Source organism: Rhizobium sp. MHM7A (assembly GCF_005862215.1).
Classification (GTDB): domain Bacteria; phylum Pseudomonadota; class Alphaproteobacteria; order Rhizobiales; family Rhizobiaceae; genus Rhizobium; species Rhizobium bangladeshense.
In genome coordinates, this window is record NZ_VCHT01000001.1 from 750199 (window position 1) to 767408 (window position 17210).

28 protein-coding genes are annotated in these 17210 nt (G+C 53.1%); 11 read left to right on the plus strand and 17 right to left on the minus strand.

Going from position 1 to position 17210, the window contains the following annotated elements:
- Window positions 1-188 precede the first annotated feature (188 nt).
- Both FFR93_RS04385 and FFR93_RS04390 read left to right on the plus strand, forming a co-directional pair.
- Window positions 189-422, plus strand: a complete 234-nt coding sequence (locus FFR93_RS04385) for a hypothetical protein (RefSeq protein ID WP_138392153.1) — start codon at window positions 189-191, stop codon at window positions 420-422.
- On the plus strand, window positions 419-703 hold the full coding sequence (locus FFR93_RS04390) for a hypothetical protein (RefSeq protein ID WP_138392154.1): 285 nt from the start codon (window positions 419-421) through the stop codon (window positions 701-703). Before FFR93_RS04385 ends, FFR93_RS04390 begins: the two co-directional genes overlap by 4 nt.
- A 163-nt stretch (window positions 704-866) precedes the next feature.
- Here FFR93_RS04390 and FFR93_RS04395 read toward each other — a convergent pair whose 3' ends face one another.
- From FFR93_RS04395 to FFR93_RS04420, 6 genes are all read right to left on the minus strand, one after another.
- Complete coding sequence (locus FFR93_RS04395) at window positions 867-1577, minus strand: hypothetical protein (RefSeq protein ID WP_138392155.1); 711 nt, start codon at window positions 1575-1577, stop codon at window positions 867-869.
- Between the two features lie 77 nt (window positions 1578-1654).
- Complete coding sequence (locus tag FFR93_RS04400) at window positions 1655-2611, minus strand: hypothetical protein (protein WP_138392156.1); 957 nt, start codon at window positions 2609-2611, stop codon at window positions 1655-1657.
- 164 nt (window positions 2612-2775) lie between these two features.
- A complete protein-coding gene (locus tag FFR93_RS04405) occupies window positions 2776-3723 on the minus strand; it encodes a hypothetical protein (RefSeq protein ID WP_138392157.1) in 948 nt (315 codons plus the stop codon).
- 70 nt (window positions 3724-3793) lie between these two features.
- Window positions 3794-4768, minus strand: coding sequence for a hypothetical protein (locus tag FFR93_RS04410; RefSeq protein ID WP_138392158.1), 975 nt, complete (start codon window positions 4766-4768; stop codon window positions 3794-3796).
- A 26-nt stretch (window positions 4769-4794) separates the two neighbouring features.
- Window positions 4795-5391, minus strand: a complete 597-nt coding sequence (locus FFR93_RS04415; protein WP_138392159.1) for a hypothetical protein — start codon at window positions 5389-5391, stop codon at window positions 4795-4797.
- A 213-nt stretch (window positions 5392-5604) separates the two neighbouring features.
- Entirely contained in the window at window positions 5605-6330 is a 726-nt protein-coding gene (locus tag FFR93_RS04420; RefSeq protein ID WP_138392160.1) for a hypothetical protein, read from the minus strand.
- 366 nt (window positions 6331-6696) lie between these two features.
- Between FFR93_RS04420 and FFR93_RS04425 the strand changes: the two genes are divergently transcribed.
- The 3 genes from FFR93_RS04425 to FFR93_RS04435 are packed head-to-tail and all read left to right on the plus strand — an operon-like array spanning window position 6697 to window position 7526.
- Entirely contained in the window at window positions 6697-7011 is a 315-nt protein-coding gene (locus FFR93_RS04425; RefSeq protein ID WP_138392161.1) for a hypothetical protein, read from the plus strand.
- 9 nt (window positions 7012-7020) lie between these two features.
- A complete protein-coding gene (locus FFR93_RS04430; RefSeq protein ID WP_138392162.1) occupies window positions 7021-7293 on the plus strand; it encodes a hypothetical protein in 273 nt (90 codons plus the stop codon).
- The gene (locus FFR93_RS04435; RefSeq protein ID WP_138392163.1) at window positions 7290-7526 is read left to right on the plus strand and encodes a hypothetical protein; all 237 of its coding nucleotides are present in this window, start codon (window positions 7290-7292) and stop codon (window positions 7524-7526) included. Before FFR93_RS04430 ends, FFR93_RS04435 begins: the two co-directional genes overlap by 4 nt.
- 1 nt (window position 7527) lies before the next feature.
- On the opposite strand, the gene FFR93_RS04440 is transcribed toward FFR93_RS04435, so the two are convergent.
- On the minus strand, window positions 7528-8202 hold the full coding sequence (locus FFR93_RS04440) for a hypothetical protein (RefSeq protein WP_138392164.1): 675 nt from the start codon (window positions 8200-8202) through the stop codon (window positions 7528-7530).
- 114 nt (window positions 8203-8316) lie between these two features.
- Here FFR93_RS04440 and FFR93_RS04445 point away from each other — a divergent pair, with 114 nt between their 5' ends.
- Complete coding sequence (locus FFR93_RS04445; protein WP_138392165.1) at window positions 8317-9180, plus strand: hypothetical protein; 864 nt, start codon at window positions 8317-8319, stop codon at window positions 9178-9180.
- Between the two features lie 85 nt (window positions 9181-9265).
- Here the strand turns inward: FFR93_RS04445 and FFR93_RS04450 are convergent, their stop codons facing one another.
- The 4 genes from FFR93_RS04450 to FFR93_RS04460 form a co-directional block, all read right to left on the minus strand.
- Complete coding sequence (locus FFR93_RS04450) at window positions 9266-9448, minus strand: hypothetical protein (protein ID WP_138392166.1); 183 nt, start codon at window positions 9446-9448, stop codon at window positions 9266-9268.
- 362 nt (window positions 9449-9810) lie between these two features.
- Window positions 9811-9963: a hypothetical protein gene (locus FFR93_RS40705; RefSeq protein WP_171049076.1), complete on the minus strand. Its 153-nt coding sequence runs from the start codon at window positions 9961-9963 to the stop codon at window positions 9811-9813.
- A gap of 179 nt (window positions 9964-10142) precedes the next feature.
- Window positions 10143-10553, minus strand: a complete 411-nt coding sequence (locus FFR93_RS04455; protein ID WP_138392167.1) for a hypothetical protein — start codon at window positions 10551-10553, stop codon at window positions 10143-10145.
- A 7-nt stretch (window positions 10554-10560) separates the two neighbouring features.
- On the minus strand, window positions 10561-11121 hold the full coding sequence (locus tag FFR93_RS04460) for a hypothetical protein (protein WP_138392168.1): 561 nt from the start codon (window positions 11119-11121) through the stop codon (window positions 10561-10563).
- A 168-nt stretch (window positions 11122-11289) separates the two neighbouring features.
- Here FFR93_RS04460 and FFR93_RS04465 point away from each other — a divergent pair, with 168 nt between their 5' ends.
- Entirely contained in the window at window positions 11290-11535 is a 246-nt protein-coding gene (locus tag FFR93_RS04465; protein ID WP_138392169.1) for a hypothetical protein, read from the plus strand.
- Window positions 11536-11541: 6 nt separating this feature from the next.
- Here the strand turns inward: FFR93_RS04465 and FFR93_RS04470 are convergent, their stop codons facing one another.
- On the minus strand, window positions 11542-11799 hold the full coding sequence (locus FFR93_RS04470) for a hypothetical protein (protein WP_138392170.1): 258 nt from the start codon (window positions 11797-11799) through the stop codon (window positions 11542-11544).
- A gap of 171 nt (window positions 11800-11970) precedes the next feature.
- Here FFR93_RS04470 and FFR93_RS04475 point away from each other — a divergent pair, with 171 nt between their 5' ends.
- The gene (locus FFR93_RS04475) at window positions 11971-12216 is read left to right on the plus strand and encodes a hypothetical protein (RefSeq protein ID WP_138392171.1); all 246 of its coding nucleotides are present in this window, start codon (window positions 11971-11973) and stop codon (window positions 12214-12216) included.
- A gap of 51 nt (window positions 12217-12267) precedes the next feature.
- Here the strand turns inward: FFR93_RS04475 and FFR93_RS04480 are convergent, their stop codons facing one another.
- The 4 genes from FFR93_RS04480 to FFR93_RS04495 all read right to left on the minus strand — a co-directional run bounded on the left by FFR93_RS04480 (window position 12268) and on the right by FFR93_RS04495 (window position 14293).
- Window positions 12268-12474, minus strand: a complete 207-nt coding sequence (locus FFR93_RS04480) for a hypothetical protein (protein WP_138392172.1) — start codon at window positions 12472-12474, stop codon at window positions 12268-12270.
- Window positions 12475-12567: 93 nt separating this feature from the next.
- Entirely contained in the window at window positions 12568-12804 is a 237-nt protein-coding gene (locus FFR93_RS04485; protein WP_138392173.1) for an acyl carrier protein, read from the minus strand.
- 95 nt (window positions 12805-12899) lie between these two features.
- Window positions 12900-13343 carry a hypothetical protein gene (locus tag FFR93_RS04490; RefSeq protein WP_138392174.1) on the minus strand — a complete coding sequence of 148 codons (444 nt, stop codon included), beginning with the start codon at window positions 13341-13343 and terminating at the stop codon, window positions 12900-12902.
- Complete coding sequence (locus FFR93_RS04495; protein WP_138392175.1) at window positions 13340-14293, minus strand: hypothetical protein; 954 nt, start codon at window positions 14291-14293, stop codon at window positions 13340-13342. Before FFR93_RS04495 ends, FFR93_RS04490 begins: the two co-directional genes overlap by 4 nt.
- 90 nt (window positions 14294-14383) lie before the next feature.
- Here FFR93_RS04495 and FFR93_RS04500 point away from each other — a divergent pair, with 90 nt between their 5' ends.
- From FFR93_RS04500 to FFR93_RS04510, 3 genes are read left to right on the plus strand one after another with little or no spacing between them, the layout of a single operon-like run.
- Window positions 14384-14980: a hypothetical protein gene (locus FFR93_RS04500; RefSeq protein WP_138392176.1), complete on the plus strand. Its 597-nt coding sequence runs from the start codon at window positions 14384-14386 to the stop codon at window positions 14978-14980.
- A 12-nt stretch (window positions 14981-14992) separates the two neighbouring features.
- Window positions 14993-15334, plus strand: coding sequence for a helix-turn-helix transcriptional regulator (locus FFR93_RS04505; RefSeq protein ID WP_138392177.1), 342 nt, complete (start codon window positions 14993-14995; stop codon window positions 15332-15334).
- Complete coding sequence (locus FFR93_RS04510) at window positions 15331-16629, plus strand: type II toxin-antitoxin system HipA family toxin (RefSeq protein WP_138392178.1); 1299 nt, start codon at window positions 15331-15333, stop codon at window positions 16627-16629. The genes FFR93_RS04505 and FFR93_RS04510 overlap by 4 nt, the downstream gene beginning before the upstream one ends.
- Before the next feature lie 123 nt (window positions 16630-16752).
- Here FFR93_RS04510 and FFR93_RS04515 read toward each other — a convergent pair whose 3' ends face one another.
- Window positions 16753-16986, minus strand: a complete 234-nt coding sequence (locus tag FFR93_RS04515) for a hypothetical protein (protein ID WP_138392179.1) — start codon at window positions 16984-16986, stop codon at window positions 16753-16755.
- Between the last annotated feature and the right edge of the window lie 224 nt (window positions 16987-17210).

A 17210-nucleotide genomic window follows, 5' to 3' on the forward strand; every position in this document is an offset into this window, starting at 1 on the left:
ACTCCTTGCATCTGGCGGCAGCATGATTGAATGAAGATATTTTCCAGAACCAAGAAAACCGCTGGCGAAATAGCCCGTGCCAAAGAAGATCGGGCGTTTTTCGCATCAGTCATGCTTTTGTTCGTGATCGACCTTGCGTCGTCGGCAATGGCTAAATTCTCCTTCCGGGCGCAAAGAGGCTAAATGCGATGACCGATCTTCCACATCGAGACCTCGAACATCCGCTCAATTCTTCGAAGTACCACACCGGGAAGCGCTGCGTTGAAGAGGGTTGCGATAAACCGGCCGGAACGCACTGGTCCCCATTCTGGTGCGCTGAGCACAATGCTGAACGCCTGGACCGGATTACCAACACGCTGGAAACGGAACTCAAACGGTTGGAGGAGGCACTGAGCCAGCCCCGGAAGGAAAACACGCAATGACTGAACAAGACATTGAAGCCCTTGGCCAGGAAGCGTTTGAGCTGGTGTGCGACATCGTATTCGACGTGTCTGGAGTTGCGATAGAAAACTGCGAGTCTTCCGACGCCTTGGAAAGCGATATCGGCATTGAAGAGTATCATATCGACAATATCGAGATCGCCCTGATTGAGGAGACCGGTCGAAAGATCGATCTCAGTAGCCGACCCTTATTCCTGGACGGCGTCGTACAAGAGGTGTTTCAGGCTTTGAAGGCTAACAAGGCATCTGTCCCGGCCGTATGAACCGCCCCTGAAACTCAGTTAGCGAGCAGGTGCGCGGGCAATGTGGCAATCGAGACCGTCAAAGTGCTCGAACGTTCCCAGTCATCTATGCTGGCACGCGTCACGAGATAAGTATCGTGGTGCAGGAAGATTGTCGCTGTTGCGAGGTGCGTGTAGCCCACAACTACTCGTCATCTGCATGATGCTGCAAAAGGAAATTGCCGCCACCCATCAAAGTGCGAAGCGTCTGTTCGATGAACTTTGGGCCGACCCGCTCGACAAGTACACGCCTCAGCTCATCGATCTGGTCCCGCGCAAGCTCAAGAGCAGCTCGATTTTCTGGCGTAGCTTCAATGGCAGCCAACATCTTGTTCTTCTCGATGAAGTTTTTCGGCCAGGTACTGACTTTCCAGTGACTGGAATGAAGCTGCGCGTAGCGATCCCATCGACGCATGAGCACCGAGCCGTCATAGGCCTCACCTCGTTCGATATCTTCCCAGGAAATTGTCAGTCCACTACCACTACCTTCGTAAATTCGAGCAGGATCGATTTTCACGAGGAACCAAGGCTTCCACGTGATCCTGAAGCGTTTGTCGAGCCGCGAACGCATGTCTTTCAGCATGACGGAAACATCAGAGCCAAATACCTCGTCCTTTGTTTCTTCGCAGAAAAGACGAAAAGAAACGTCCGTAACTGCAGCTGGAGGAGGCAGATCAGTGCTTTCATCGAACCTCTTCACCATAAACAGGTCAAATGAAACTTTGCGCTGGAGAATGCGGTCCTTGCTATTACCTTCGCCGTCGGACACTTCTCCAATGACCTGTTGAACGTCAAAATGGAACGTGTCTATCTTGCTGCCTTGCCCCGGGCTTTGACGAATTTTAGCTTTTGCCACCTTGAAATCCTTTGCGACCACAGAATGTCAACATATACAATTTTCGGCCACGCGCAAGGAATTCCTTGGTTCCCAACTCAGAAGCTTGGTTCCAGCCTCGCATTCAGTTCGCGAAACTCCGCCGCCGTGATCGTTCCATGCTCGCAGTCGATCAGTTGGCTCGGCCTCATCGTGTCCGGCAACGTTTTGATCTTCGTTCCTCGAATGTAGATCACCCCGGTGACATTGATGTCGTCAGGTAGTTCATCGATATCGAGCCCGGACAGCAGGAGGTTCCCACGCACAACGAGCCTCCTCGGCAACCTTGTGACGTTGGTTCCGCTGATGCACATGAACCCGTCAACCGAAAGACCGTCCGACAGGTGACGAAGGTTGCTGTTACCGGCGTCGAGCAGTCCCTTGATGATCATGTCGCCGGAAAGAACCTCAATCCCGGTGCCTCCCAGGAACAAGTTATCAGGAACAACCAACCCATCAGGCAGATCACTGAAGGGATGCCACTTTCCTTTGTCATCCCTGATGTAGCCGAATGCCTCGGCCGATATCGATGTCTTGAACTGGCATGCCGCCACGAAAGGTCCGAGCACGATAAGGTGCTCTTGTGGCACGCTCTTGCCTTCCCTGCTCCAAGCCTTGAAGCGGCCATTGTGGGTGGCCATGATCGCAACGGGTTCGTTATTGGCATTCCTAAGACTGAAATACTGATGCCCCTGATCCAATTTGCGGGCATATGCGGTACCTGCCACTGGATGCCCTATGCGGCCACCTTCAAAATCGACCGCGAGAGGAGACAGCAGTCGGACCAAGCTCATGCCGTGTGAATACTCGGCGACAGTGAGGAAATTGTCGGTATCGTAACGCAGCCGCGCGCGCCGATTGTCTTCCCTGTAGCGGGTCTTCTCCGACAGGCCGACCAAAGCGTCGAGTGTGTAGGCCCTGCGAAGCAGCTTCGGGTATCCGTCTCGGTCTCGCCGCTGTAACCAGGTATCTCGATTATTGACCGCGTCTGCGATCCAAGATGAGACCTGACGCATTTTCCGATCAATCTCCTGATCGTATGATTCCTCACCCGCAGTTACGGCCCGAGCTAGAACGCGTTTGATCAGACGATCCGCCTGCGAATTCCCAGTCAGAAGGGCGGCGATCTCCGAAGACACTGGAGCAAGGGGAGTAGAGTTTTTCATGCGAATGGTCCTGATCAAGGTGTAAATGAACGCGACGGCATCTCAATTGTCCAGGGACCTTCTCCCTCATATTGAAGATCGAGAACCGGGAAGGATGGAGCGGAGGTCATTTCGCCAGCGATCAGCATCGGGCAGGCGGGAGTGTACTTGCGCTCCAAAGAGATGTTCGATCTCGGCCAGAGATAGATTTCGACGTCATCACCCCAGGCATTGGTGATCGTTTTCGGGCGAACCACGTCCTCGAAGCCGACTTTCAGGTGAAGCTCGTCCCCTTCTAGGCGCACGGCATCGACCAGTGAAGGTGTGTGCTTTGCCAAGCTGTTCACGTTGTCGATCAAAACCAGCAGCGCTTCCTTCGTGAGACCAAATTGATTGGGCTGAAACGTCACCGAGAATAAATATTGATCCCGGATAACTCTGTCTGAAATCTGATACATCGGGAGAGCGGTGAATGATTTCACCGCAGTGTTCCGGGTCTCGATCAGCCGTGCACAGACCAAGCGAGGCTGCGTTATCTTTGGAACAGGGTTACTGGGAGCGTAGGCTTCTAGCCAATCGGGATGATTGGTCCTGATATTGTAATTGACGTCATCATCCCACATCGTTTGGTGGCCGGTGTATTCGACCTGATGGACGACGATGCCCAAGCTCTCGAAAACCTTCTTGATCCGATCATAGAGGCGCTCCGGGTTCACGGGATCGTTTGAGGTCATGACCTCGTCGCCGTCAAGATACTTGCTTTCCTCGTACCGCAGATGAGGTTTCCCGGAGACGACAACGCTCCAATCAAGTTCACCGGGCCGCTTGTCCAGTTTTACGCCGAACCCGTGTGAGCGATAGTATTGAGGTTCGATCCAGCCATTGATTTCGCCACCGTTCAAGGTCGACGTTCTCTTTAAACCAGCTTGATCCATCGCATGCTGGACTGCCAGCGTTGCTCGTACACCTGAAATCTTCGACATCATTGTTCCCCGGGTTTTCGAGCCCGATTATGGGAGCAACCGACTGCAGGGCACAAACCCAGACGATGAATCACGTGGCAGTAAGAATGGCGGCCTTCACACCACCGACCAATCCAGCGGCCGACGTGGAAGCAGAACCGACCGACTGCATCTCCCCTTTAATGAACATCAGCCATTCCTCCCGGCTGAGATCGCTGTTGATGCCTCTGCGCTCCGGACTATCCGGGCTGACCAGGAAATCAGCTAGTTCTTCCGGCGTCGCAAACACCGGCGAGTTTGGCGTCCCCTCGGTAACTGTCGACCAGAGCTGATACCCGTCACCACTCGGCGGTTCTGGTCTCTCCCATTCATCATGAAGCTTACGATCAGCCTCAGAGGGCCAAATCTCAATATCGCCCTCGCAGGTATCGCAGAGGTAGCGCGCGCCTTCACGCTCGCAGATACCGTTGATCAGATGATATTCGATCCGCGAGTTCGAGAAACGGCTCATCATCAAAAGCTGCAACTCTTCCACCGTCGGCCGAACGGGAGGGTCATTTTCGATCCAGTTGCCGTCCGCATCCTTGTGATGGGTATTCCCGAGCGCTTCCGGCCGCTTGACCAGGATGTCGATATCGGACTCGTTCAGATGGAATTCCCACATACTGTTATAGTGTCTGGTGAGCCGTAAGGCTTCGATCATGTACTCAGCCGACACGTCACAGGTCGCGGTTTCAGGATCAACGTCAGCGTCGAAAAATGCCTGAACCTCTTCACGAGAAAGATCAAAATGCTCCGCACTGTGCAGCAAATTCCGTTTGGCAAGCATCGCAATATGGGGATGTTGATGGCTTATCGGGGTCGAACCATTCATCTCCGGTGCAAACCGGCTATAACCCCACCAACGCTCGGTAAGCTCATGAGCGCGAGGTGAGAGACCGTTCCGACCCTCTGCAAAGCAAGCGCACTTGCGCGCCCGGGATCGATAGGGGTTTAGATAGCCTTCCCACACCTGGCCAACAGGGGCTTTAAAATCGAGGGCAATACGGCGAACTTCTCGGCTCATGAAACAACACTCATTTCGATTACGGATTAATAGGGATTTGCGGGTTCAGCAGCCAATGGGAAATGGCGATCTCGGTAGCTCGTGAGCCAGGTCAACGCCCTTTGCGCCTCGGCCTTCCAGCGGGGCACGTGCTGGTTAAAAGCTTCTTCAGGCATATTGAGCCATGCGCCAGAGCGGACAGGCTCATAATCGCTGAGACGCTCAATGACATCATGAATGGTGGTGGCGTCATCCCGTGAAAATGAGCCGTAAATCTTATGGGCAGAGTGCTTGCCCAGACCATCGATTGTGTCGATGCCCAAAATGGATTCAGCGTGGCATTTCACACAGGAGGCCGGAAAACAGGTGCAGTCACCCATATGGGAACCGCTCTCCAGTTCTGAGAGGTATAGATTGTACTCCCGATCCCCGACATCTGCCTCAACAGCATACCCTAGATACTGGAAAGCTTCCTCGGGATCAAAGTATGTTTTGTTTCGCTCAGTCGTATCAAGATGAAACGCAGCCGTTCCAATATTCTCTTCCAGTTCGGCTACGATAACTTGCAGGCGGAAAAGCTCTTTTTCCTGCTCGGTCAGACAGACCGTCGTTCGCAAAGGATTTTGATGCCAGGAGATTTCCATATGGGGTCCGTGAAACGAATATCCCATTTCAAGGTCTACAGGAGTTCTCTGTCAACCAAGATGTTTTTGCGTCACCGATTTTGTTGAGAACCATTGCTCAGGACCCTTTTGACAGTAGCCGCCCTTGCACCATTTCATCCTGTCAATGCAACTGATCAGGCACCTGAATATGCATGTGATGACTGAGGGGCCGCGAAAAACGACCCCCGCCTTCTACCACTTCGATATCTGCTTGAAACCGAGCTTTTCGAACGCCGTCTGAGGGCCAAAGGCACACCAAGCCCCTTTCCAGTCCCAGATCGCCGCTTTCTCACCATCAACCGAAAAATACCATTTGACTTTGGACTTACTGTCGCCGCCTTCAACTCCTTTTAGGCCACCCAGCATTTTCTTGATGTCGGACGCCTTCAAATCGTCTTTCAGGTGCCATTGCGCATCGATGTCAAATCGCTTGGCCTTTTTGATGTCTGGTCCCGTTTTGGGGCCGACCAGTTCAAGGCGGAGGTCCTTGAGCAGATTGTCGACAACGTCCACCAAAGGACCGAAATCAGTCTGGTCAGACTTCCGATAAGACTCAATGCACGAAAGAGTAACGTCAAGTCTACGTACTATCTTGGCAATTGGCCGGTCATCCGGTTCGCGGCGCTTCATCGAGGCGACCAGCGTGTCACGGTGTCCCGTCGTCTGTGAGACAAACCACCATACCAACGAGCTAAGGTCTCGGTGGACATGATAGCAGGCAAGATGAGGAGTGCGCTCGACAGCTTCTCCAAGAATGCCAGCTGCCTTCAGTTCCCGGAGAGCGGCCTCGTAAACAGGGCCAAAAAAGCCATCCGGACTAGAGAGCACTGGAACCGGCGACGCACCTCGGAAAAGCCAAAAAGCAAGGATTTTTGCTTCATCAGAAAGCGAGATAAGATTTTCATCAATGACAGACATCAAGGTTTCCTTTTGGATATACGTCAGCAGCCTATTTATGCGAGAGAAAAACGCAACCGATATTTCCTTGCGGCACGCCCCTGCGGGGAACATAACGACCGTAAGGAATTCCTTTTCAGATGCGCTGCCGTTGGAAATTCGCGTGTTTTTCTTAAGGCAGCGCTTGCTTTTCCTTACTTCGATGATAGGTTTCGGAATGTCAACAAATTGGTATCGAAAATCTAGCCAGAGGTTTTGTTATGGCTCATCTCCAGCGCATGATTGCCGACGAGAAGATCGGATTCAACTACGACTACATGGGTTACGCCGAATTCGAATGCGGCGCGACCACACGTGCACGTGGCGAACTGGCCGGGTTCATGCTGGATGGCAAAAATGACCGCTCGGCGTGTGAACTTCAAAGGCACTTGGGGCGTAACGAAGGTCAAATTTCCCGCTATCGTGATCGGAGAGAAGCAGTTCGTCGACCAAATGAAGCCCGAACTCTCCGTAACGATGGAAAAAGGGTTCATGCGGAACCAGGATGAAGAAATTCTGGGGTGGATGATCGTTGACAAGGATTACAACAAGCTTTTCATCCTCCGCGATGATGAGAACTATCCGGCGAACATCGACCGCCTTGAAAAATTCCTGAAGCCGTTTGCGGATCAGATTGCGGAAACACGAAAAGAAGCTGCCTAGGAGAGGAACATGAAGCCCACCATCCCAGAGGTTGTGCCACTGTTTGCCGCCTACTACCAAATGCCAGAAAACGGCGTGTGGGGCTCGCTTCACTGCGTGCTCGATGACAAGAATGTTCGCAATTGCGACGTTGAAGGTGCCAAGGCATGGGCTGCCGAACGGGGCGATGTCGAGGGTGAAAAGCTCGCGGATATCCTGGCCCAAATGTCCCGTACCCAGCGGCTCAAATTGCCCGACGCCGTTGACGCCTACATTGAAAACCAGAATGGAAACCAGCAATGACCTTCAACCGCGATACGGTCATCCCGCCAAACGAGCACGTGCGCCTTTGCGGGATGCATTGGCTCCGGGCCCATCGGTATGGCAGCGCAGACAACGGCACGGAGCTGGTGGCGCTGCAGTGGAACCCGGGCTCTAAGACGTGGACCCATTCGAACTCGCACGACACCAACGCAGAGACGATTGACACCTCGGGGTGGGAATACGTAAGCGCGATCCCGTGGCCGGAAATCTGAGCTATCGGGTAAAGGCGGTTTCCACCACGCCATATCCGCGCGCGGCTTTCTTATGAAGGCGTCGAGCGTCTATGATTGCTTCAATCTTGTCGTTTACGGCGTCCAGGGCCTCAAACCATGGCGTGTAAACTTCTGGCAACTGACTTCTTTGTTCGCCCTCTACGCGAACGAGCATGTCAAAGTTTTCCTGTTCAGTCATGATCGCTGAATGAACCCGGCCTAACGCATTCAGGCTAAGCTCGGCGAGTTCCGGGTGATCCAGCAACTCCATAGGCGTCGACCACTTGATCGTATCCCAGTCCGGCGACGGAACATGACCTCGCGCAATTGCTTGGTCGATGCGGTTGGCCATGACCTGGCCAGCATTGGTGCCCTTGTTGTTATATCCGTAGTCGTGATGATCACCGATCATCGACAGGAACATCGTGTTCTCAGCCATACGGTAGAAAAGTATGACGTCCGGATTGCGGCTGAGTTTGCAGTGCCAGATGCCTTTCAATGTGGGGTCGGCGTTGAACGGCTTATCGCTCGCACTCGTAAAGCTTCGGTTCTGGGACTTGTGTCGAATGCACATGGCGATACTGTTGCGAAAATCGCGATAACGGGAGTGCTTGCGATGATCGGACAATGTTTCCCAAAACAGATCGGTGAAAACAACCTTAGTGATATGAGACATGACAATCCCCCGTTTATATGAGGGTGCCAATAGATTTTGCATAGATCACCGCCCCGGGGTTGCTTGTCGCTTTCCAGGAGAACACAGATAGTGACCGGGGATTGATGCCGGGTAATGAAGATGTCACCAGACGAACTTGAAATGGAAGTTTTCCAACGTATTGATGCCGCTATCCGCGATGGCGTCGCACCCTTAGGGTTGCTCTTTCATGGCACCGGCGAGCCGATTAACGGGCAACTAAAGCCTGGAGGATATGACAACGTCCTGTGGACGTCAGATAGTCCGGTGATCGCTCAAAGCTACATTCCTAACTCTGGCATAACCATGTACATGCATCGCCCTAGTAGCTATCGCATGACTGAGCGGGTACGGCCGCAAGAGCATTCAGGCTGGAACGAACTGGCCAAGCAGATCAGCGGTCAAGAATGTTTCGACATCACGTTTCAACACGGCGAAGTGTCTTCGTGGCGCATCCCCTCTGACTGGCCCACCTATGGAGACTGCTGGGCATTCCTCACGAGCAAGAACGGCCTCGGATATCCCGATGAGGAAACCATCGAGGTCAGTCAGGCCGGTAGCGACGAAGGCTGGAAATTTATGGCTGCCTCATATCAGTTGCCGGGGCACCTTTTCATTACGCTGGGCGAACCGAAAAACTTCAGCGATTTGAGGACCTCAGACGAACCGGACCTGACATCAGTCGATTATCACCAGACGAAAGCCTTCGAGAGCGCCTGGAACGAGCGAAAGTTCGGTGTGATGATCAACGATTTCGCGCAAATGAAACGATGGGGTAACGTCGGACATCGTTCTTACGGCTTCTCGCCAGAGACAGCAGCGGTGACACAATGGATTGCGATACCCGCTACCCATTACGAACCGACCGACTGGGACGGGTTCTCGAAGCTGACGCCGGAACTGAAAGCCTGGCATGCAGAGATGCAGGAAAAGTACGCTGTCCCAGGGCTAACGCGGTAATAGGAAAAAGATCAAGGGCGGCTTGGCTGCAGCCCTTGATCTTAAATGCTAGTCGCCGAGATTTGCTAAGCCAGTATGCAGTGCCTTAATCTTCACGTTCAAGACGTTGCAACGCCTCTTCCACGCTTACCTCCTGGCCGGAGGCGTCGTTCACGATCTCAGCCAAATCTTCTTTGATCGCCTGATCGAGCGCAGCCGCAGTGCGCTTCGAACGCTCCAGAGAAGCATTCTGACGTTCACGAAATGCGGCGTTGGTATGAACGGACATATCTCATCTCCTGTTGTTGATCAGATAATGTAGGCGAATTCGGAAAATGTCAACATTTTAATTCCAAGGATTTCTTGGCGACTTGCAGCCCATCATAAACTCCTCCACGATATTGTTCTCCTGTAAAAGGAAATCGTCGTGAAAACAATCCCGCCGTAGCTCCCCTTTCGCTAGCGAAAGGAGGGCTAAAAATGCCCAAAACTGAGTTTCCTCACTTCATGACAATCGAGCATGAAGGAATTTTCTACGACCGGAATGCCATTGGCTGCGTCGATCACTCTTTCAATGAAGGAGCGATCTGGACGCTGATGCGTCCATCTATATTCCTGGCAATAGCGACACCTCTCCCCGTCCCGAGAGCGTCACTTGATTGGCTTACGGGCCAGATCAACGCCGGGCAGGCTATCGCCCCAGCTGAGCTTCGTTTCCGCATCTGCGGCGGCGATCCTCTTGCACTTTCGCATGAAGGTCGCCATCGGATGACCGCACTCACGTCGATTGTCAAAGACAGACATGTGCCGGTTCGCCTTGCGCTCCAGGACCACTATGAAGAGGACATTACCTCCCTGGTCATCGAGAAGTTGAGACGCCGGGTCCGGTCGCAGCGGGGTCGGTCTGTTGTGGAAGGGCCGCTGTTCGGTGATGCTGAAATCGATTTGGGTGGTTTGCCGCCGTCGGGGGTGCCTCCCCCAGGTCATTCAATGCCGAGCACAGACTTTGCTTCCTCGTCCGTCATCGCATCAGGCGGAACGATATCGTCGACAGAAAGAACAGGCAAACCGGTGACATCGATGATGCCGCGATAGAGATGCGTCAGGTCTCGCCGCTCGATATTCGGGTCGCTGTCGAGCATGGCAACGTTCACACGGCTATCGTCGATGACAAGGACGCACATGGCTGCCAAGGCTTCTGGCGGGGTTAGGCCGAGTTCATCACCTGTCTCGATATACGCTTCCAAAAGGATCGAGATGGCCACAATGGGCTCATTCGCCAGGTACACACCTGCCTCGACCGGGAAATTTTGCCGATCCGGTGCAGCGCCTCCCAACCCGTACTTCTGGATGGACGGCAAATGCTTTCGCCAGGTCGCGTGATAGAATGGCATCGGGGTCCTATGCTCCAAACGGGGCGATCATGATGGGAACAGCGATGGCCGGGCCCGTAAACGAACCATCATCATTCAGCCAGTCCGCATGTTGTTCAGCAAGGCGTTTTGCTTCGTCAAAGCCCCACTGGGACACCCACCACACTTTCCGGTTACCGATGATCCTGCGATCCTTGCTATCGATCTGCGAAGACACGGTCCAGCCCTGGATACCATCATCGCGAACAGAGTAATCGTCGAACTCGTCGTCAGGTACGGGGGAAACGTCTTGTGTCGCAGACCCAGGCGAGACATCCTCAAGAAACTCACCTTCCTCATAAGGGTCGGTCACCTTCGCGAAAGGATGGCGCTGAACACGCTTGCCGGTACGAGTGAAATACCACTCACGCCCTGCCCGGGTCATTCGAAACAAGGTCGTGGACTGACGGTGAAGGACGATCTCCCGCTCTTCGACATAACCGCGCGCTACAAGGGTTCGATATACTTGGGTGTCTTGGCGGGGCGAGTACCAATGCCTGCCACAGCCCGAGTACCACTCACCACCAGACTGACCAAGGTTGACCAGCATGTCAGTCTGAAGGCTGCCCAAGGGGCGCGAACGGTTAGATGGCATAGAACATCTCCAAATGAAGTATGGAAATTAAAAGGTTTCACCGAAATGTCAACATTCGACTGTTGCGTTGTTGTACGAATTCCTTGACGCTAAACACATTGGAGTTCGCAGAAAAACAAAAAAATGCGCAAAATAGTAGTCGCCGGTCTTTTGGCATTGCTCACCACTTCAGCAGGCGCTCAAGTTTCAAATGAAAAATGGAACGAGGAATCGTGCGCCCAAGCGATGTTGGGTTTCAAGAACCCCGACGATCTAAGCCAAAAAGTGGCAGAGTACAGGGCTAAGATTGCGGGTGGCGACAAGTCCCAGGAAACAGAGGACGTGCTCATTTTCTACCGCGATTTAGAGTGGTACTGCCTCAAGCTGTGAACATTGTCAGTGAACTGTTCCGGCGTTAAGCCCTCTGTCTGCCTCAACCAACGCATCCAGCCACCGCCGCACTGCAGCCTCACCCTGGTTCGCCGCTTTCTGACCGACAGCCATAACTGATGGAACCAGCAGCTTCCTTGTGGCCTCCCCCTTCATCATGTCAGAGAACATTGACGAAACAGCCATGATCGGATTTGGCGAGTCGCCATCTAGATATTCGAGTGCTCGCGCCCGGCACGTTAAAAGATCGAAGCCATCATCCATTATCGCCTCCCCTTCAATGCGACATGCATATCGCAGGTTAGGTCGACGATCAACAAGCAGGGCGAGACGGTTCCTTAGTTACCCGCGAAATGTTGACATTTTACGCTGCCACGAATAATCTGTCGCTGACAAAAACAACACAACACCACACGGGCGTAAGGTTTAACTGTCATGACTGTAAAGCTGCGGGAATATGGTGAAAACTCTTTCGAGGTTACAGGCCTTCTCCATGGCCGTGAAATTGTTTGCATCGATTTTAGCGGCGGGAAATGGACAATCGGTATGTCGCGAAACCTTCCGCTGGAGCTTTCGACTGCGCGAGAACATATCGCTGTTCTGAACGATGCCCTGGCAGAAGTGGACCGGATCGAAGCAAGCGGAAAGACGGCAACTACGGCCCTGATCTCTGGCTCTTAAAACAAAAAAAGCCGCTAGTGATAGCGGCTCCTTCTGAATATCGACATGAGATCACATCGACGTCTTGGCTTCCAGTTCCTCGATCTTGGATCGGATGCAAGCTGGCGTTACCGCAAACTTGTCGTCCCCTCGATCAATGCCGATCTGACGCTTGTCCGCGTAAATCGCCCCACCTTGTGGGAGTTTGATGTGGACGCCGCTGCGACCGACGGAATACTGGTACCGCTTATTGTTGACTGTAATATTTCTGTAGCCCACTTTATGACCTTTCCTGATTGCTCTAAAACTGAATTCAAGATCGTTGAAACTTGAGTGCAGCGGCCCTCAATACTGATCTAGGCCGAAGAAAGATTACGCCTTTGCCTTTTCGATGTGCTTGACAGCGTCGCCGACCGTGATGATCTGCTCAGCAACGTCGTCACCGATTTCGATTTCGAATTCTTCTTCGAAGGCCATGATCAGCTCGACCGTGTCGAGAGAGTCCGCACCAAGATCGTCGATGAAGCTTGCACCTTCGACAATCTTTTCCGGGTCTACACCCAGGTGGTCCTCAACGATCTTTTTGACCTTTGTAGCAGTGTCAGACATCCAATAATTCCTCAGTTGGACAAAATCTTAATTCTATTTGGAGCCAAAACTCCTTACCGTCAAGCGGACATTTTCATTTTCTAAGAGGAAACGTGTCAGAACAAAGGAATTGTTCCGTTGGCCTCCAGCCACTCACCATAAAGCGTCAGTACGCGATCTTTTTCTTCCGCGCTCATTGAGTGAACATCTCCTGGCAGGATTCCTGCCGCTTCAAAGAAATCCATCTGTCGGGATTTGGCGGCAGCTATGCGATCATTCAGGATCGACGTTGCCGCCGCACCGAATTTATCCGGTCGCAACGCGCGGTCGAAATCGGAAGCCACTTTGTTAATCTGGGATGCGCATGACCTCCACTCTCGAAGACTGCGCTCACCGGATAAAATTTTTCCATCATGCGTCGGCATACAGCCGACATATGCACCGCCATTGAACCTCAAAACACCGTAGTGGCGCTCGTTCACAAAGACGTTCATCGCTATAGGCTGACGATCATCAGGCAGAACGTATTCAGGACGCGAGACCGTCACCTGGTGGGTCATCGGCCAGGACCTTTTGGTTCATTCGAAAGCTTCGAGGACCAATGCTCCAAACGGTCCCTCAAGATTTCAAGGTCTGCGGTCATGTCTTGGACATCTCGCTTCAGTTTAACGACATAGGCATCCAGCGCCTTGTCGAACCCTGCCTCCCCGCGATTTAGCTTTCCTACGCCTTCCTTGGTCTTCAAAGGCACAGTCTGAATTGCTTCGGGGTCAGCGATCTCTGCGATGAGCTGCTCCCGGCCGCGCTCATAACGACCGATGAATTCTTCAAGCCCTTGTGTCGAGATTTCGAGAGGTGGGTACGCAACGCCGTAACAGGTTGGGGACCACATGTAGTCCTGGATTTTGCGCTGGCCGTGGCGAACCATTTTCTCGTTACGAACGTGGAATTCGCCAAAACAACAGGAGCAGGTGCCGAGCCCTCTGGACAGGAGGTCAGGCGGAGTGCCCTTTTTAGCAGATTCACTGGCACTGAAGACGCTCCAATGGATGCCTTCGATTTCCTTCAACACCTCCCAGGCAGCGCTAATGACTTTCCCGTGTTTCCCGCTGTCGGCGAGCAAGGTCAACGAACGTTCGATTTGCTCTACTGAGCCGTGCTTCAGCCGGAGGAACAGTTTCTTGATGTCTGGATCAACGGCATCGTCCCCTGCGTATGGGTCTTTGATGAGACGTTGCCAGGCAATGTCTGTCAGTTCCTTGAGGCTGTTGTCGGCAGCTTTAACCTCGACCTTATACGGTTTCTCTTCACCAAAGCCAGATACGGTGTTCATTGCCGATTCAAACTGGTCGCGAAAATCCTCGTCTTCAGCGGACTGAAACGCTTTCTGAAGGCGAGGAAATGACTTGAGGATTTTCGATTTGCCCATGTTGCCTAGAGTCCGATGAATCTGCACCAACTGTCGAACCAGTAACTGCTTAGCACAAAAGGTTGAACTGCGCAGTGCCATCTTCTATCTTTTTGAGGGTCAGCTCAACACTCCAGAATCCCGGGGTAGAATGCTTGATGTGGCCATATTCATTTCCCGGGGAGACAACCGATGAGAGCTGAAATTTTCTTTTTTGACGACAAGCAGGATGAAAACTACCACCCATCCGAAAGCTTGCAGGTGATCGCGAGCATCCGAGCCCAGAGCCTCGATTTCTTCGAAGGACTGACCGGCGAGGTCGAGCGCGATCCGGCGCTGGTTCATCGCCACTTCTTCGGTGTCGATACGCCTATGACTGAAGACACAAGGTCCAAGACCGAGCGCATTGCCAAAGCCTTGAGGGCCAGTCGACTTGCCGGGACGGGCGGCGAAAAGTTGTCCGTGGATGAGATCATTGCCTGGGACGAGCTTGTCCACTCCTACATCCTGCCGTTTCACAAGGCGATGATTGAGAAGCTCGCCGCCGAAAGGGCCCCCCGCGATGTGGATCGCGCTGCTTATGACCTGATCATCGGAAGCATTTCAGACAAGATCGAACACATCACAACCATCCATGACCGGTTCATGGAACATGTCGAATCATCGACGCTCGTGACCGTCCGCAGGTTGCCGCACGGCGTTAAGCCATTGCTCTTGTTCCTTGCAGGTAAGTGTGTAATTATGGCCTATAGAACATATTTCACGGATAATATGGCTTATAGGACATAATATGAGGTTGCAATGAGATTCCTCCAGGCAATCAGGCGGCTACGGAAGGCCAGAGGACTGACTCAAGGTCAGTTGGCTGAAATCGCTGGTATCGATCAGGCCCGTATTTCAAAAATCGAGGCAGGGACTGTGAACGCCGAAGCGTCCACCCTCACCTCCATTGCATCCGCGCTCGACCTGGAGATCGTTCTGGTGCCGCGTCGCGTTTTGGGTCCTGTTCAAAACCTGATCGAAAATCACTTGAAGCAGTCGACCCGCGCAGAACCTTCGCGCCCTGTCACGAGCGTGCGCGACGATCTGCTGATCCCCGATGACATTGACGACGACGAACCGAATATGGGGCCGAGAATATGAGTAAGTTTGAAATCCTTGGCGTCTACATCGAATCCGCCGGTGAAAAGGTTCGTGTCGGTTCGTTGTTGCGTGATACAGGCGGCCTGGTTCGTTTCGATATCGACGAGTCCTATATCGAGCTGGGTGAGTACCGGCCGATCCTGAGTTCGTCCCTGCTGCGCATAGGAGACGAAGAGTACACGCGCACCCTTCTGCGCAGCGCGCCGATGCTAAAGGGTGGCCGTGATGTGCATCCATGGTTCACCAATCTGCTGCCGGAAGGCGCTTTGAAGGAACTCGTGCTTCGTGGAATGCCGACTGGCTCCACGACAGATTTCGACGTCTTGAAGTGGGTAGGACACGATCTGCCAGGCGCGGTCTCGGTCGTTGCCGAAGATGGCAGCCGGACAGCCCCTCCGATCACCGATGAAACCACTGAACAGCATGGGATTAGGTTCAGCCTTGCAGGCGTGCAGTTGAAGTTCAGCATGCAGAAGGCAAAGGACGAACGCCTGACGCTGCCTGCGACAGGCGTGAACGGCGACATCATTGCAAAACTCCCCAGCGTCAAATACCGGAACCTGCCTGAGGTCGAATATTCCTCGATGACCCTCGCTGCTGCAGTTGGCGTGACCGTTCCAGAATTTAATCTGGTCCCCACCTCGTCGGTATCGGGTCTTTCGGAAGAAGTGCTGGAAGGTGGCGATCAGGTATTGGCCGTAACCAGGTTCGACAGACGTCCAGATGGCACCCGTGTCCACATGGAAGACTTCTTGCAAATCCTGGGCGATCCTACTGACCGGAAATACACGGCCGCCAACGAAGAGACTGTCTTGAAGATCGCCACCCGCCTGGGCGGCGGCGGGACCGCTCCTTTCCTTCAGGCTGCACGCAGGATAGCCGCCAACATCCTCATGGGGAACACCGACGCCCATCTGAAAAATTGGTCGCTCTGGTATCCAAAGCCGCACGAAGGGCAGCTGAGCCCTGCTTACGACATCGTCGCAAGCTACGTCTATGACCATCGACACGACATGGCTTTGCGCTTCCGTGGAACACACAACAGCAGGATCATGGACCTGGCACGTTTTCAGCGGGCTGCCGAATTCTGCGACGTGCCTACCGCGAGAGTGAAGAAAGAGATCAAGCTCGTCGTCGAGAAAGCGGCCGATGAATGGCAATCTTTGCTGCAAGACTTGCCGATGCCAGAAGATTTTGCTGAAACGCTGGTCGAGCGGACGAAGTCGCTGGCGCTCGTCGACGAACTTGGCGCTGACTTCGATCACTCTCAGGGCCTCGTCAGAAATATGCGTTAAAATACATATTTCAGCAGTTTTATGCATTATACGTCATATTTCATCGGTGAAAATGTTTCGTTGCCGTTGTATCAGCCTCCAGGAGCAGCGGCAACGAACGTGTCAGAGTCGGACGCGACCAAGTCAGTTCATGGTGAGCGAACTGATAGAACTGACATGGTGCCGGGCCGCGTTATCAGGATGAAAAAGCACAACACATGCATGGATGGCCTCGACCCGATAGACCTTGTCATCGGGCGCAATCACAACGTAATCCAAGCCAATCGCATCCCTTTTGACGACGTACTCAGCAGGATCACCATCGCTATCATCGCGGGCCCACATCACAGGCTGCCTGGCAGCGCTGTCGTCTTTCACCGCTTGAAGCGTAAAAAAGATATCGCTTTCTGCTGGCTTAAAACTGTCAACATACCATTTTTAGAATGCTGGCAACCTCGAAATCACAGATGTCCTCAGTAGGAGTCTCTGTGAAATACAGTTGATCGATGCGGTTGACGACAAGGCTCCGAACGTCCGCGCCTTTGTCGACCGCAACCGCCGCTACGAAATGATCCAACAGACTGTCATCGCCAAGGATGTTA